A 14,338-nucleotide genomic window follows, 5' to 3' on the forward strand; every position below is an offset into this window, starting at 1 on the left:
GTGATCACATGAGCGATTTTTTTCCGATTGCTGCCCGCTTTTGCGGCCTCGGCGGGCCGTGGCCCCCGTGACTCGGGCGAAAAAACCGCTATTGAGTGTCACCAGCGAGACAGCCGCCCCACCCGGCGGGGGCCGGCCAGCGAAAGGCAACGACATGGCTGAACAGAAGCGGGTCGAGCGGCCCCTTTCCCCCCATCTTCAGATCTACCGGGTGCAGCTGACCTCGACGACATCGATCTTCACCCGGATCACGGGGAACGGGCTGATCGTCGGAACCATGCTGGTGACCTGGTGGCTTCTGGCCGCGGCGCTTGGACCCGAGCAGTTCGCGATCGCCGACCGGGTTCTGACCTCGTGGTTCGGCGATATCGTCCTGCTGCTGTCGGTCTGGGCGCTCTGGTATCACTATCTGGCCGGTCTGCGGCACCTTTACTGGGACACCGGCAAAGGGCTTGAGATCAAGACCGCCGAAAAGCTGGGCATGGCCTGCATCGGCGGCTCGCTGATCCTGACCGTGCTGACCGTCATCATCATCTGAAGGGGCGCCCCATGCGTTACATCACCGCCCGCAAGCGCGCCGAGGGCATGGGCGCCGCCCATCACGGCACCGACCGGCACTGGTACATGATCGTCAGCGCGGTGGGCCTTGCGGTCCTGCTGCCGATCTTCGTCTATATCGTCGGCAACGCCATCGGCGAGGGCCATGCCCGCGTGATCGAGATCTTCTCGCATCCGTTCAACGCGATCCTCTCGGGCCTTGTGCTGTTCTTCGGGATGCGCCACTTCGCCGAAGGCTCGACCATGATGATCGAGGATTACTGGCAGGGCGTGCCGCGCCGGCTGCTGGTGATCTGCGCCCAATCCTTCGCCTATGGCGTGGCGGCGATCGGGCTTTTCGCCCTCGCCAAGATCGCCCTCTGAGGACTTGAACCATGGCCGCTTATACTTACGAGACGCATGACTATGACGTCGTGGTGGTGGGCGCCGGCGGTGCCGGCCTGCGCGCGACGCTGGGCATGGCCGAACAGGGCCTGCGCACCGCTTGCGTCACCAAGGTTTTCCCCACCCGCAGCCACACCGTCGCGGCGCAGGGCGGCATCGCCGCCAGCCTTGCCAACATGGGGCCGGACAGCTGGCAGTGGCACATGTATGACACCGTGAAGGGGTCGGACTGGCTGGGCGACACCGACGCGATGGAATACCTTGCGCGCGAGGCGCCCAAGGCCGTCTACGAGCTGGAACACTATGGCGTGCCCTTCTCGCGCACCGAGGAAGGCAAGATCTACCAGCGCCCGTTCGGCGGCCACACCACCCAGTTCGGTGAAGGCCCGCCGGTGCAGCGCACCTGCGCCGCAGCCGACCGCACCGGCCACGCCATCCTGCACACGCTTTACGGCCAGTCGGTCAAGAACAACGCGGAATTCTTCATCGAATATTTCGCGCTGGACCTGATCATTCAGGACGGCCGCTGCACCGGCGTGGTGGCGTGGCGTCTGGAAGACGGCACGATCCATGTCTTCAACGCCAAGTTGACGGTTCTGGCCACCGGCGGCTACGGCCGCGCCTATTTCTCGGCCACTTCGGCCCATACCTGCACCGGCGACGGCGGGGGCATGGTGGCCCGCGCCGGCCTGCCGCTTCAGGACATGGAGTTCGTCCAGTTCCACCCGACCGGCATCTACGGCTCGGGCTGCCTCATCACCGAGGGCGCCCGCGGCGAGGGCGGGTATCTGACCAACGCCAACGGCGAGCGGTTCATGGAGCGTTACGCTCCGACCTACAAGGATCTCGCCAGTCGTGATGTGGTCTCGCGCTGCATGACGCTCGAGATCCGCGAGGGCCGCGGCGTGGGCGAGCATGGCGACCACATCCACCTGCACCTGAACCACCTGCCGCCGGAAACGCTGGCGCTGCGCCTGCCGGGCATCTCGGAATCCGCGCGGATCTTTGCGGGCGTGGATCTGCACAAGGAACCGATCCCGGTTCTGCCGACGGTCCATTACAACATGGGCGGCATTCCCACCAACTACTGGGGCGAGGTGCTGAACCCCACCGCCGACGATCCCGACCGCGTGTTCCCCGGCCTGATGGCCGTGGGCGAGGCCGGCTGCGCCTCGGTTCACGGGGCGAACCGTCTGGGCTCGAACTCGCTGATTGACCTTGTGGTGTTCGGCCGTGCCGCGGCGATCCGCGCCGGCCAGATCGTCAAGCCGCACGAGTTCCATTCCGATGTGCCGAAGGACAAGGTCGATGCGATCCTTGGCCGGTTCGACGACCTGCGCTACGCCAAGGGCGCCATTCCGACCGCCGAACTGCGGCTGGAAATGCAGCGCACCATGCAGGCCGATGCCGCGGTGTTCCGCACCGACAAGACGCTGGCAGAAGGCGTCGAGAAGATGAAGGGCATCGCCGGCAAGATGGGCGACCTGAAGGTGACCGACCGTTCGCTGATCTGGAACTCGGACCTGATGGAGACGCTGGAGCTGACCAACCTGATGCCGAACGCGCTGGCGACCATCGTCGCCGCCGAAGCGCGCAAGGAAAGCCGCGGCGCCCACGCGCACGAGGACTGGCCGAACCGCGACGACGAAAACTGGCGCGTCCACAGCCTTGCGGTGGTCGAAGGCAACAACGTCCGGCTGGCCACCCGTCCGGTTCACCTTGAACCGCTGACGAAACAGGCCGAAGGCGGCATCGACCTGAAGAAGATCGCGCCGAAAGCGCGGGTCTACTGATGCGGGCCGCGGTCCTTCTTTCCGCGCTCGTGCTGGCGGCCTGCAACCCGCAGGATGTGGCCGACAGCGTCGGACGGAAGGCCGCGCGCACCGTCGTGGTGCCGGTGGTGCAGATGTATCTGCCGGACGCGGCGGCCGAGGGGGTTGCCACCTGCATCGTTCAGAACGCAACCGCCGACGAGGTGAAGGCACTGGCCCGCGACATCGGCGTGCGGGCCGGAACCTCGACGGTGCGGACGGTGCAGACCATCGCGGCCCGCCCCGAAACCGTGCGCTGCCTGCGCACCAGCGGCCTGCCGCTGTTGCCGGCGGTCTGACCGATGCGCGTGGCCCTTGCCCTGCCGTTTCTGCTTCTGGCCTGTGGGCCGATCCCGGTCGATCAGGCCGAACGGATCTGCGCCGACCGTGCCCATCTTGCGGCGGCGCCGCGCGGCACGGCCGAGGTCGGCGTGGGCAGCGGCGGCCATGTCATCGGCGGCGTGGGCATCACCGTCACCTCGGACTATCTGATGGGCCGCGATCCCGCCGCGGTCTATGACACCTGCGTTTACCAGAAATCCGGCCAGCCTCCGACGCGGCCGCTCTATTCCCGCTCAGACTGGAAGGGATGAACCATGGTCCAGCTCACGCTCCCCAAGAATTCCAAGGTCCGGACCGGCAAGACCTGGCCGAAACCCGCCGGCAAGAATGTCCGCAAATTCCAGATCTACCGCTGGGATCCCGACACGGGCGAGAACCCGCGGGTGGACACCTACTTCCTTGACATGGACAAGTGCGGCCCGATGGTTCTGGACGCGCTGATCAAGATCAAGAACGAGGTCGACCCCACGCTGACCTTCCGCCGGTCCTGCCGCGAAGGCATCTGCGGTTCCTGCGCGATGAACATCGACGGGATCAACACGCTGGCCTGCATCTATGGTCTCGACGAGATCAAGGGCGACGTGAAGATCTATCCGCTGCCGCACATGCCGGTGGTCAAGGATCTGATCCCGGATCTGTCGCTGTTCTACGCCCAGCACGCCTCGATCATGCCTTGGCTTGAAACCAAGACGGTCGAGCCCGCGAAAGAGTGGCGCCAGTCGGTCGAGGACCGGGCCAAGCTTGACGGGCTTTACGAATGCGTGATGTGCGCCTGCTGCTCGACCTCGTGCCCCAGCTACTGGTGGAACGGCGATCGGTACCTTGGGCCGGCCGCGCTGCTGCATGCCTATCGCTGGATCGTGGACAGCCGTGACGAGGCGACGCCCGAACGTCTGGACATGCTGGAAGACCCCTTCAAGCTGTATCGCTGCCACACGATCATGAACTGCGCCAAGACCTGCCCCAAGGGTCTGAACCCGGCGAAGGCGATTGCCGAGATCAAGAAGATGATGGTCGAACGGGTCATCTGACCCGTCCCCAGCCAAGGACCGGCGGCGGCCCCGATGGGCCGCCCCCTTCCCAGCCCGGGCAACCGATACCGATACGCGGAAAGGTTCCTCTGGTGGCTTTGCTGACCCTTGCGGATTTCGAAACCGAGGCCGAGGCCCGGCTTCCCCCCGCCATTTTCGCCTATCTGGCCGGTGGCGCCGGAGACGAGCGCAGCCTGCGCGCGAACACGGCCGCATGGGCGCGCATCGGGCTGATGCCGCGGCACCTGCGGCCGGTGGCGGGCGGCTCGGCTGCGGTGTCGCTGCTGGGGCAGCGGCTGGCCTTTCCCGCGCTGGTGGCGCCGATGGCGTTCCAGCGGCTGGCCTGTCCGGAGGGCGAGCGGGGCATGGCGCGGGCAGCGGCGGCGCAGGGCATCGGCATGGTTCTCAGTTGCCAGACCTCGGTCGCGCCCGAGGCACTGGCCACCATCCCCGGTCCGCGCTGGTTCCAGCTGTATCTGCGCCCCGACTGGTCCGAGACACGGGCGCTGGCGGCGCGGGCACTGGCCGCGGGCGCATCGGTTCTGGTGGTGACGGTGGATGCGCCGCTGAACGGGTTGCGCGATCGCGAACAGCGCGCGGGCTTTGCCCTGCCCGCCGATGTGCGGCCGGTGATGCTGGATGCGCTGCCCCCGGCCCCACCGCTGCCCGAGGGCGAAAGTCTGGTGTTCGACCGGCTGATGGCGCTGGCGCCGGGCTGGCAGGATCTGGCCCGCCTGTGCGCCGAAAGCCCGGTGCCGGTTCTGGCCAAGGGCGTGCTGTGCCCGGCGGATGCGCAGGTGGCGGTGGCGGCTGGCTGCGCCGGGGTGATCGTGTCGAACCACGGCGGGCGGGTGCTGGACGACACGCCGGCGCCGGCCAGTGTCCTGTCCGCGATCCGCGCCGCGCTGCCGGATCGGCCGGTTCTGGTCGATGGCGGCATCCGGCGCGGCGGCGACATCTTCAAGGCGCTGGCGCTGGGGGCGGATGCGGTGCTGCTGGGCCGGCCCGCCCTGTGGGGGCTTGCGGTGGGGGGCGCTGCGGGGGCCTCGCAGGTGCTGCGCCGGCTGCGCGACGAGTTCGAGGTGACGATGGCGCTGTGCGGTTGCGCCACCCGGGCCGAGATCGGGCCGGATCGGCTGGTCCTGCCCGCGGGCAGCCAGTGACAGGGGGGCAAGTGATCGGGGCAGTGACAGGGGTGCCCCTTCACCGCAAGCGTGACACGGGGCCGGGCGGACGACAGGCCACGGCTCTTGGCCCGTTTTCGGCACAAGTTGCCGCCCCCGCGCTACTTGAAGCTGTAGCTGAACGGCACGGACAGGTCGAACGGCCCTGCCCCCATCGCGGCGGGCGGGGCAGGCAGGCGGTCGAAGCTGTCGATCACCCGCAGCGCGGCCTCGTCCAGCACCGGCCAGCCTGACCCTGTGGCGACCGACCGTTTCAGCACCCGGCCATAGCGGTCCAGCGTCACCCGAAGCAGCACCTCGCCTTCGGCGCGGCGGGTGCGGGCGGCCTTGGGATAGGATTTCGCCTGTGCAAGCGTCAGCACCAGCGCCTTCTGCCAGTCCGAGATCTGCGCCATTTCCTCGTCCGACAGGCCCTGTTCGGGTTCGGCGCTCTGGCTGGCCTGATCCTGCCCGGCCGAGGCTTCGGGCGCGGCGGCGACGCTTTCGGGGGCGGTTTCCTGCCGGGGTTCCTCTTGCAGCTCGGTCGGAACCTCGTCGGCTTCGTCCTCGGTCTGAACCTGTTGATCGGGGTTGGCCAGCTTGAACTGCAATTCCGGGTCATCGACCTGATAGGGGATCTGCGCCAGCAGCGGCGCATCCGACGCCTGCGCCAGTTTGGCCTGTTCCGGGCTGTCCATCGCGGCCTGACTGTCGTCGGCGGGCGCACCATCGGCCAGATCGGTTTCCGGCGCGGCAAGGATCATCTCGACCTCGGCCAGTTCGATCAGTTCGCGGCCCTTCAGCCCCGCATCGTCGGGCGGGGGCGGCGGGGCGACCGACAGCGCCGCCGCCACCAGCCCGCCATGCACCGCAACCGACAGACCCAGCCCGAAGGCCAGCCCGAAACCTGCGCGCGGGCGATAGACCAGACTCATGGCGCCGACACCGCCGGCGGGGTCGGGGCTTCGGTTCCGGCCTCATCGATCCCGACCAGACCGATCTTCAGATAGCCCGCCCCGCGCATCCGGTTCATCACCAGCATCATCTCGCCATAAGGCACCGAACGGTCGGCCGAGATGTAAAGCCGGGTGTCGCGCTTCATCCGGGTGACGATGTCCAACTCCATCGGCAGATCGGCCAGCGTCACCGCACGATCCCCCACGCGCAGCGACAGATCCGCGGTCAGCGTGACGAAGACCGGCTCGGCCGGGCGGGGGGCGGCATCGGCGCTGGCCACCGGAAGTTCCACCGGCACGTCCACCGTCGACAGCGGCGCCGCCACCATGAAGATGATCAGAAGGACAAGGATCACGTCGATGAAGGGCGTGATGTTGATGTCGACATTCGCGGGCAGGTCGTCCTCGGACGCGGCGAGACGGGTGGCCATGGTTATTCCGCCACCAGATGCAGCGGGGTCACGCAAGGATCGGGGCGCACCGCCGCACGGTCCAGATCGCGCGACAGCGTGCGTTCGACCAGCGCCACCGCATCGGCCAGCCGCGCGCGATAGCCTGCGATCACCCGTGTCAGGTGGTTGTAAAGCAGCACCGCCGGAATGGCCGCGACAAGGCCGATGGCGGTGGCCAGCAGCGCCTCGGCAATGCCGGGCGCCACGACGGACAGGTTGGTGGTGCCGCTTTCGGCAATGCCCACAAAGCTGTTCATGATGCCCCAGACGGTGCCGAACAGGCCAATGAACGGCGCGGTCGACCCGATCGAGCCCAGGATCATCACCCCCGACTGCATCCCGCGAGTGGCGCCGGCCTCGATACGCTGCAACTCTGACGAGACGCGGGCCTTGACGCCTTCGGGGTTCAACCCTTCTGACACCAGCGCCTCGGCCCGGGCCGCCGCCACCATGCGCCCGAACGGGCCGCGCAAGGTGCGGGCGCCATCCAGATGCCCCGCGCGCACCAACTGCCGGTAGGACCGCGCCACCCCCTGCGAGGCCACCGCCACCTGTGCCAGCTTGCCCGCCCAGACCGCCCAGCCCAGAACCGAGGCCGCGGCAAGGCCCAGCATCACCGCCTTCACCACCCAGTCGGCATCCATGAACATCGCCAGCGGGGTCAGCGTCTCGCTGGTCTCGGCCGCGGCCAGCCGCGCGGCCAGCGCCGGGCCGGCCAGCGCCTCGGCCCAGCCGATCAGCCGGGCGTTGGTCGCGGCCACATCGGCGGCCGCGGCGGGAAGCGCCGCCGTCAGCAGGGCCGCGGCGGCAATCGGCAGATGTTTCACGATCAGCACTCCGCCCATTGCCGGATCAGATTGTGGTAGATGCCGGTCAGGCGCACCGCATCGGGGGCGTTCAGGCCAAGGCTGGCCGACAGGCTTTGGATCGTCTGGTCAAGATCGAACAACATCTCGCGCCGGGCGTCGTCGCGCACCATCGACTGAATCCAGAAGAACGAGGCCACCCGCGCCCCCCGCGTGACCGGCGTCACCTGATGCAGCGAGGTCGAGGGATAGATCACGCAATGCCCCGCCGGCAGCTTGACCGCCTGCGCGCCGTAATGCCCTTCGACCACCAGTTCGCCGCCGTCGTAATCGGCCGGATCGGACAGGAGCAGGGTGCAGCTGACATCGGTGCGAATGCGGCGGCCCTCGGCCGGGATGACACGGATCGCGTTATCGACATGGGTGCCGAAGGTCTGGCCGCCCTCGTAGCGGTTGAACATCGGCGGCAGGATATGCAGCGGCAGCACCGCCGACAGCCACACGGGGTTGGACCCCAGCGCCCGCAGAAGCCGGGTCTGCACCTCGGGCAGGATCGGGCTGTCCAGCGGGATCTGGGCATTGCGCTTGATCTCGGCCGATTGCGGGCCGGCGGTGTGGCGGCCGTCCTGCCAGTCGGCGGCGTCAAGGATGGCGCGGATCTCGGCCACTTCGTCGGGCGACAGGATGTCGGGGAGGCAGAGCAACATGGGGAAAGACCTTTCGCACGAATCCCGGTCCGGGGCGGCGGCAACCGCCCCGGACCTGCGTTCAGAACTTCATTTGCAGGGAAACCGAGGCCGACCGCCCCGGCGCGACATAGACGTAAGGCGAGGCCGAGCGATAGAAGGCATCATAGTAAAGTTCGTCGGTCACGTTGTTCACGCGCATCGACAGAACGGCGTTGTCCGCCACCTCGTAATCGGCCATCAGATCAAAGCGCCAGTAGCCGGGCAGCCGGTTTTCGTTGGTGACACCGGATGCATTGGTCTGATCGGCGGCGAAGGTGCCGCCCTTGATCTCGCCGCGCCATGTCGCCTGACCGCCCAGCGTCCAGCGGTCGTTGACTTCGTATTTCGCAAGCAGGTTGAACTGCTTGTGCGCGATGTTGGCGAAGTCGTTGCCGATGATGCTGGTGGGGCCGCTGTCCAGGTAGGACTCGGTGATCTCGCTATCAAGCAGGGTGGCGCCGCCGAACAGCGACAGCTTTTCCGTCAGGTTGCCGGCCACCCCCAGTTCCAGACCGCGCACGCGGTATTCGCCGGTGTCGTCATAGACGCCAGAGGCGACGGTCTCGCGGGCGTTGCTTTTCTCGGTCTCGAAGATCGCACCGCTGACCAGAAGCCCGCCCAGTTCCCATTTGGTGCCCAGCTCGATCGAGCGGTTCTTTTCGGGTGCCAGCAGTTCGGCCGCCGCATCCAGCCCGCCATAGTCGCCGCCACCCGCATCCAGTTCCTGCCCCATCGGGTTCGACGAGGTGGCAAAGGCCAGATAGACCGCGCCATTGGGTTGCGGCTTCCACGTCAGCCCGGCGTTCCAGTTCACCATCGTGTCGTCGCGCGAATAGGCGAAGGGCGTGGTCTCGCCGGTCAGCCGGTTGGTCGTGACGCCCTTCTTGCCGATCGAATAATCATCCAGCCGCAGGCCGAAGTTCAGGATCAGGTCGTCGCGCAGCTCGACGGTATCGCCGAAATACAGGCTTCGGGTCTTGACGGTGGTGGTGGTGGCCGGCCCCAGCACAAGACTGGCCTCATCCGCGTTCCAGCACGCGCTGGTATCGGAATCGAAGATCGAGACCGTGCAGCCCGTCAGCACGTTCGTGGCCGTGCCGCCGCCGACCTCGGATGCAAGCCCGGTATAGCCCTGCTGCGACACATCCTCGTTTGACAGTTCAAGCCCGACCACCATCCGATGCTCGCGCCCGGCGATCACCGGGGCAAAGGTCAGCTCGGTCTGGTTGGTCACGACATCATTGACCTGCCGGCGACTTTTCGGCGCGGCGACGACGGTGCCAAGGGCAAGGTTCGGGCGCTCGGGCGCGGTCAGGACATAGTCGTTTTCGGTGCGGCCCATCCGCAGGCGGTTGGTCAGCTCCATCCCCGGCGCGATCTCGTAGGTGGCGCCGAAGGTCGCGATATCCTGCGTGCCGTTCAGGAAATCGCGGTCGGTCACGCCATAGAAGGTATCGCGGTCCACCGTCGCCCGCCCATCGGCGGCCTCGGTCATCGGCACGCCGTTCACGCTGTCCCACGGCACGCCCCAGTCCGGCATCTGGTCCATTTCCAGATGATAGGCATCAAACGACAACCGCAGACGCTCGGTCGCCTGAAATTCGGTCGCAAAGGACAGGCCGCGGCGGTTGTCGAACACGCCGTCGCGCCCGGCCACGTCGGAATTCTGCGCCATCGCACCGACGCGGGTGCGCAGACGCTCGTTCCATTCGCGGTTCCAGTCGACGGTCTGGCGCAGAAGGCCATCGGTGCCAAGGGTCGTCTCGGTCCGGGTGAAGTTGCCCGGCTGCGCCTTCTTGGTCACAAGGTTCACCGCCCCGCCGGTGGTGCCGCGCCCGGCAATCGACCCTGACGGGCCCTTGGTCACCTCGACCTGTTCGGCCATGAAGGTTTCGCGCACCGCCACGCCCGCATCGCGCATCCCGTCGATGAAGGTATCGTTCGACGCCTTGAAGCCCCGGATGAACAGCACGTCGCCAAAGGCATTGCCGCCCTCGCCGGTGCCAAGGGTCAGGCCGGGCGTCGTCCGCGCCAGTTCCCGGACCGAGGTCGCGTCCTTGTCCGACAGCACCTCGCCGGTGATCGCGGTCACGGTGCGCGCGGTGTCCAGCAGCGGCTGGCCCAGCAAGCTGTTGGCCGACGACACCGCGCGATAGCCGGCATTCGGATCGACATAGGGCGAGACGCCGTCGCGTCCGGCAACGGGGCCGGCGGGCGGCGGGGCGGTCTCGGCCACGGGTGCGGGCGGCGGCGCCTCGGCGGTCACCGCCGGCCGGGCGGGTTCAGCGGCCCGTGCCCGGCGCGGCGCCACGGCGGCAGGTTCGGAGGTTTCGATGTTGATCGTCGGCAGCAGGATCGAGCCAGAGGCGGCGTCCTGCGCATGGGCGGGCATCGCCGCCCCCAGCGCCGTCGCCGTCATCATGGCCAACGGCGCGGCGGCCTTCTGGGGGGCAACGGAAAAACCTTGCCGCAGGCTTGCGGGTCGCAATGTGTCAGCCATGTCATCCCTCTGGTCAGGCGTGATGATCTGGCTGGACGACGAAGGCCTGGCTGACCCTGCGAGTAGATTAACCGATAATTTGAGTCAAGAATAAGATTCCTTCGGAAGGCACGATTTCACGCAGGGGCCTTCACAAAGCGCAGATAGGGCAGCGGCGCATCGATCTGGCCGAATTTTTCGCGCGCGGCGGCATCGTTCAGCGTCAGCGCCACGATCACGTCCTGCCCCGGCATCCAGTCGGCGGGCGTGGTCACCGGCGCGGCATCGGTCGCCTGCACCGCATCCAGCGCGCGAAGAACCTCGGAGAAGTTGCGCCCGACCGACATCGGATAGGCGATGGCCAGCCGGATACGCTTGTCCGGCCCGATGATGTAAAGCGTCCGCACCGAGGCAAGAGCGGCCGGTGTCCGCAGACCCACGTCAGGAGCGTCGGCCGGAAGCATGTCGTAGGCCCGCGCGACGGCAAGCGAGCGGTCGTCGATGATCGGGAAATCCGCCGGCCGGCCGGCCAGTGTCTCGATATCAGTCTTCCATTTCATGTGTTCGTCAACGCTGTCGGCCGAAACCCCGATGACCTTGGTGTTGCGGCGCTCGAACTCGGACGCAATACGGGCGACAGCGGTGAATTCGGTGGTGCAGACCGGGGTGAAATCCCGCGGATGCGACATGAGAATCGCGTAGCTGTCGCCAATCCAGCGATGAAAGCGGATCTGACCTGCCGTCGAATCGGCGGTGAAATCGGGCGCAATGTCGTGGATGCGAAGGGCCATGATACCTCGGGCGAGCGTACGGTTGCGGATGGGCGACGCTAGCCCCCGCATGGCAGAGCCACATCCCCCGAATGAGGCTGCGCCCGCCCCATCGAAAGAGAGCATCGCACCCGCTTGGGGTGTCGCCCGATCCGTTCTTGCCCCCGGCGCGGCGGGATGACAGGCTTGGATGCGGCCAAAGGGGGGATGCCATGATCGAGAAACGCGATTTCTACATTGGCGGGCGCTGGACAGCCCCGGCCGCACCGCGCGACTGCGAGGTGATCGACCCCTCGACCGAGGACGCCTGCGCCGTGATCTCGCTGGGGGATCAGGCCGACACCGACGCCGCCGTGGCCGCGGCCAAAGCCGCCTTTGAAGGCTGGGCCGCGACGCTGCCCGCGGAACGGGCGCGGCTGGTTCAGGCGATCCTTGCCCAATACGAGGCGCGCAAAGAGGAAATGGCCCGGGCCATCAGCCTTGAAATGGGGGCGCCCATCGACATGGCGCGCAACGCGCAGGCCCCGTGCCTGCCATGGCATCTGACGAATTTCCTGACCGCCTTCCAGCAGATCGAATGGGTCCGCCCCTTGGGCGATCACGCCCCGAACGACCGGATCGCATTGGAACCGATTGGCGTCGTGGGGCTGATAACGCCTTGGAACTGGCCGATGAATCAGGTCACGTTGAAGGTGATCCCGGCGCTGCTGGCGGGCTGCACCTGCGTGCTGAAGCCGTCCGAGGAAGCGCCGCTGTCCTCGATGCTGTTTGCCGAATTCGTGCATGACGCGGGCTTTCCGGCCGGCGTGTTCAACCTTGTGAACGGCGACGGCGCGGGGGTGGGCAGCCAGCTTTCGGCGCATCCCGATGTCGAGATGATCTCGTTCACCGGCTCGACCCGGGCCGGGCGGGCGATCTCGAAGGCGGCGGCCGAAACGCTGAAACGGGTGACGCTGGAACTGGGCGGCAAGGGCGCGAACCTGATCTTTGCCGATGCCGACGAACGCGCGGTCGAAAAGGGCGTGCGGCATTGCTTCAACAACTCGGGGCAAAGCTGCAACGCGCCGACCCGGATGCTGGTCGAGCGTCCGATCTATGATCGCGCCGTCGAGATTGCCCGCGAGGTGGCCGAGCGTATCCGTGTCGCCCCCGCGCATGACCCCGGCAGCCATCTTGGCCCGGTGGTGAACCGCCGCCAATACGACCAGATCCAGTCTTATATCCAGAAAGGCATCGACGAAGGTGCACGGCTGGTGGCGGGGGGCCTTGGCCGGCCCGACGGGCTGAACCGCGGCTTCTTCGTGCGCCCCACGGTCTTTGCCGATGTCACCCCCGGGATGACCATCGAGCGCGAGGAAATCTTTGGCCCCGTCCTGTCGATCCTGCCCTTCGACACCGAGGACGAGGCGGTGCGCATCGCCAACGACACCCCTTATGGCCTGACCAACTATGTCCAAAGCGGCGACGGCGCCCGGTGCAACCGGCTGGCGCGGCGGCTGCGGTCCGGAATGGTCGAGATGAACGGCAAGCCGCGCGGCGCCGGTGCGCCCTTTGGCGGGGTCCGTGCCAGCGGCCGCGCCCGCGAAGGCGGGATCTGGGGGATCGAGGAGTTCCTTGAGGTCAAGGCGATCTCGGGCTGGGCCTCGGACGCCGGTTAGGCAGCCAGCCCGGTCAGAACGGGCAGGGCGCGCTGAAGGTGATGCTTTTGCCCGAATCGGGATGCCGGATGCGCAGGCTTTCGGCATGAAGCATCAGCCGCGGATACGCGCGCGCGGCGCCCGTGGCGTAAAGCGGATCGCCAAGGATCGGGTGGCCGGTCTCTGCCATGTGGACGCGCAACTGGTGGCTGCGGCCGGTGACCGGCATCAGCCGCACCCGCGTCTCATTCGGCAGATACTTCACCACCCGCCAGTCGGTCTGTGCCGGCCGGCCGGTCTCGTGGTTCACATGCTGGCGCGGGCGGTTCGGCCAGTCCACGATCAACGGCAGATCCACCCGGCCCTCGCGCGGCTCCAGATGGCCGGCAAGCCGCGCGACATAGAGCTTTTTTGTCTGGCGCTTCTCGAACTGCTGGCCAAGGTTGCCCTGCGCGGCACGGGTCAGCGCAAAGACCATCACCCCCGAGGTATCGCGGTCCAGCCGATGCACCAGAAGGATTTCCGGAAAGATCCCGCGCAGCCGCTCGATCAGGCAATCGGCCTTGTCCTCGCCCTTGCCCGGCACCGACAGAAGGCCCGCGGGTTTGTCCACCACCACGATCTGCGCATCGTGATGGATCAGTGCCAACGGGACATCGGGGGGGGTGTAGCTGTCGGTCAAAGCCCCGCCTCAGCGCGCATCGCGAAAGGTGCGGGCCAGCAGCGCCGCCAGCCGCGTGGCATCCGTTTCGGTGAACGCGGCGGGCGTGTTGCTGTCCAGATCCAGCACCCCCAAGAGCTGCCCCTGCCCGTTCATCACGGGCAACACCAGTTCCGACCGGGTCAGGGACGAACAGGCGATGTGGTCCGGGAACGCCTCGACATCGGGCACAAGCTGAACCTGCCGGCTGCGCGCCGCAGCGCCGCAGACCCCGCGCGCAAACGGGATCACCAGACAGCCGTGCCCGCCCTGATAGGGGCCGATCTTCAGCACCCCGGGTTCGGTGACACGGTAAAACCCGGTCCAGTCTGACAGGGGATGGGCGTGGTGCAGTTCGCAGGCAACGGTGGCCATCAGCGCGACGCTGTCGGTCTCGGAGTGGCACAGCGCATCGATGGTCGCGTCGAGCTGGTCGTAATCCATGGTTCCCCGCGCCGTTTCCTGCGGGCGAACGAATGCGGCGGCGGTTACGGAATGTCAAGAAACCCGCCCTAGCCTGC

Annotated in this window: 16 protein-coding genes; 8 read left to right on the forward strand and 8 right to left on the reverse strand. The window is 67.3% G+C overall.

The features are described 5' to 3' along the window. Positions 1 to 154 precede the first annotated feature (154 nt). From sdhC to CRO07_RS06595, 7 genes are all read left to right on the forward strand, one after another. A complete protein-coding gene (gene sdhC, locus CRO07_RS06565; protein WP_097029894.1) occupies positions 155 to 538 on the forward strand; it encodes a succinate dehydrogenase, cytochrome b556 subunit in 384 nt (127 codons plus the stop codon). An 11-nt stretch (positions 539 to 549) separates the two neighbouring features. Further along, a complete protein-coding gene (locus CRO07_RS06570; RefSeq protein ID WP_097029895.1) occupies positions 550 to 921 on the forward strand; it encodes a succinate dehydrogenase, hydrophobic membrane anchor protein in 372 nt (123 codons plus the stop codon). Between the two features lie 11 nt (positions 922 to 932). Continuing rightward, the gene (sdhA, locus tag CRO07_RS06575; protein ID WP_097029896.1) at positions 933 to 2,735 is read left to right on the forward strand and encodes a succinate dehydrogenase flavoprotein subunit; all 1,803 of its coding nucleotides are present in this window, start codon (positions 933 to 935) and stop codon (positions 2,733 to 2,735) included. Then, a complete protein-coding gene (locus tag CRO07_RS06580; protein ID WP_097029897.1) occupies positions 2,735 to 3,052 on the forward strand; it encodes a hypothetical protein in 318 nt (105 codons plus the stop codon). Before sdhA ends, CRO07_RS06580 begins: the two co-directional genes overlap by 1 nt. A 3-nt stretch (positions 3,053 to 3,055) precedes the next feature. Further along, entirely contained in the window at positions 3,056 to 3,346 is a 291-nt protein-coding gene (locus CRO07_RS06585) for a hypothetical protein (RefSeq protein WP_097029898.1), read from the forward strand. Between the two features lie 3 nt (positions 3,347 to 3,349). Then, on the forward strand, positions 3,350 to 4,126 hold the full coding sequence (locus tag CRO07_RS06590) for a succinate dehydrogenase iron-sulfur subunit (protein ID WP_097029899.1): 777 nt from the start codon (positions 3,350 to 3,352) through the stop codon (positions 4,124 to 4,126). A 92-nt stretch (positions 4,127 to 4,218) separates the two neighbouring features. Then, the gene (locus tag CRO07_RS06595) at positions 4,219 to 5,289 is read left to right on the forward strand and encodes an alpha-hydroxy acid oxidase (RefSeq protein ID WP_235840948.1); all 1,071 of its coding nucleotides are present in this window, start codon (positions 4,219 to 4,221) and stop codon (positions 5,287 to 5,289) included. 122 nt (positions 5,290 to 5,411) lie between these two features. Here the strand turns inward: CRO07_RS06595 and CRO07_RS06600 are convergent, their stop codons facing one another. From CRO07_RS06600 to CRO07_RS06625, 6 genes are all read right to left on the reverse strand, one after another. Then, on the reverse strand, positions 5,412 to 6,224 hold the full coding sequence (locus tag CRO07_RS06600) for an energy transducer TonB (protein ID WP_097029901.1): 813 nt from the start codon (positions 6,222 to 6,224) through the stop codon (positions 5,412 to 5,414). Beyond that, positions 6,221 to 6,676 carry a TonB system transport protein ExbD gene (gene exbD, locus CRO07_RS06605; RefSeq protein ID WP_097029902.1) on the reverse strand — a complete coding sequence of 152 codons (456 nt, stop codon included), beginning with the start codon at positions 6,674 to 6,676 and terminating at the stop codon, positions 6,221 to 6,223. The genes CRO07_RS06600 and exbD overlap by 4 nt, the downstream gene beginning before the upstream one ends. Before the next feature lie 2 nt (positions 6,677 to 6,678). Next, entirely contained in the window at positions 6,679 to 7,533 is an 855-nt protein-coding gene (gene exbB / locus CRO07_RS06610) for a tonB-system energizer ExbB (RefSeq protein ID WP_235840949.1), read from the reverse strand. Then, positions 7,527 to 8,210, reverse strand: coding sequence for a Fe2+-dependent dioxygenase (locus CRO07_RS06615; RefSeq protein WP_097029904.1), 684 nt, complete (start codon positions 8,208 to 8,210; stop codon positions 7,527 to 7,529). The genes exbB and CRO07_RS06615 overlap by 7 nt, the downstream gene beginning before the upstream one ends. A 61-nt stretch (positions 8,211 to 8,271) precedes the next feature. Then, positions 8,272 to 10,731 (reverse strand): TonB-dependent receptor, encoded by a 2,460-nt coding sequence (locus CRO07_RS06620; RefSeq protein WP_097029905.1) that lies wholly within the window; start codon positions 10,729 to 10,731, stop codon positions 8,272 to 8,274. 116 nt (positions 10,732 to 10,847) lie between these two features. Next, positions 10,848 to 11,501, reverse strand: coding sequence for a redoxin domain-containing protein (locus CRO07_RS06625; protein WP_097029906.1), 654 nt, complete (start codon positions 11,499 to 11,501; stop codon positions 10,848 to 10,850). 191 nt (positions 11,502 to 11,692) lie between these two features. Here CRO07_RS06625 and CRO07_RS06630 point away from each other — a divergent pair, with 191 nt between their 5' ends. After that, a complete protein-coding gene (locus tag CRO07_RS06630) occupies positions 11,693 to 13,138 on the forward strand; it encodes an aldehyde dehydrogenase family protein (RefSeq protein ID WP_097029907.1) in 1,446 nt (481 codons plus the stop codon). A gap of 13 nt (positions 13,139 to 13,151) precedes the next feature. On the opposite strand, the gene CRO07_RS06635 is transcribed toward CRO07_RS06630, so the two are convergent. Continuing rightward, the gene (locus tag CRO07_RS06635; protein WP_097029908.1) at positions 13,152 to 13,799 is read right to left on the reverse strand and encodes an RluA family pseudouridine synthase; all 648 of its coding nucleotides are present in this window, start codon (positions 13,797 to 13,799) and stop codon (positions 13,152 to 13,154) included. Between the two features lie 9 nt (positions 13,800 to 13,808). Next, positions 13,809 to 14,261 (reverse strand): GAF domain-containing protein, encoded by a 453-nt coding sequence (locus CRO07_RS06640; RefSeq protein ID WP_097029909.1) that lies wholly within the window; start codon positions 14,259 to 14,261, stop codon positions 13,809 to 13,811. Positions 14,262 to 14,338: the final 77 nt, after the last annotated feature.

The sequence above is a fragment of the Cereibacter ovatus genome (genome assembly GCF_900207575.1).
GTDB lineage: Bacteria > Pseudomonadota > Alphaproteobacteria > Rhodobacterales > Rhodobacteraceae > Cereibacter_A > Cereibacter_A ovatus.

Excerpts from the sequence above, each read along its gene's own strand:
- CRO07_RS06590 (WP_097029899.1), top strand. The coding sequence starts at position 3,350 with ATGGTCCAGCTCACGCTCCCCAAGAATTCCAAGGTCCGGACCGGCAAG.
- CRO07_RS06600 (WP_097029901.1), bottom strand. The coding sequence starts at position 6,224 with ATGAGTCTGGTCTATCGCCCGCGCGCAGGTTTCGGGCTGGCCTTCGGG.
- CRO07_RS06570 (WP_097029895.1), top strand. The coding sequence starts at position 550 with ATGCGTTACATCACCGCCCGCAAGCGCGCCGAGGGCATGGGCGCCGCC.
- sdhA (WP_097029896.1), top strand. The coding sequence starts at position 933 with ATGGCCGCTTATACTTACGAGACGCATGACTATGACGTCGTGGTGGTG.
- exbD (WP_097029902.1), bottom strand. The coding sequence starts at position 6,676 with ATGGCCACCCGTCTCGCCGCGTCCGAGGACGACCTGCCCGCGAATGTC.
- CRO07_RS06580 (WP_097029897.1), top strand. The coding sequence starts at position 2,735 with ATGCGGGCCGCGGTCCTTCTTTCCGCGCTCGTGCTGGCGGCCTGCAAC.
- CRO07_RS06630 (WP_097029907.1), top strand. The coding sequence starts at position 11,693 with ATGATCGAGAAACGCGATTTCTACATTGGCGGGCGCTGGACAGCCCCG.
- CRO07_RS06625 (WP_097029906.1), bottom strand. The coding sequence starts at position 11,501 with ATGGCCCTTCGCATCCACGACATTGCGCCCGATTTCACCGCCGATTCG.
- CRO07_RS06620 (WP_097029905.1), bottom strand. The coding sequence starts at position 10,731 with ATGGCTGACACATTGCGACCCGCAAGCCTGCGGCAAGGTTTTTCCGTT.
- CRO07_RS06585 (WP_097029898.1), top strand. The coding sequence starts at position 3,056 with ATGCGCGTGGCCCTTGCCCTGCCGTTTCTGCTTCTGGCCTGTGGGCCG.
- CRO07_RS06640 (WP_097029909.1), bottom strand. The coding sequence starts at position 14,261 with ATGGATTACGACCAGCTCGACGCGACCATCGATGCGCTGTGCCACTCC.
- sdhC (WP_097029894.1), top strand. The coding sequence starts at position 155 with ATGGCTGAACAGAAGCGGGTCGAGCGGCCCCTTTCCCCCCATCTTCAG.
- CRO07_RS06615 (WP_097029904.1), bottom strand. The coding sequence starts at position 8,210 with ATGTTGCTCTGCCTCCCCGACATCCTGTCGCCCGACGAAGTGGCCGAG.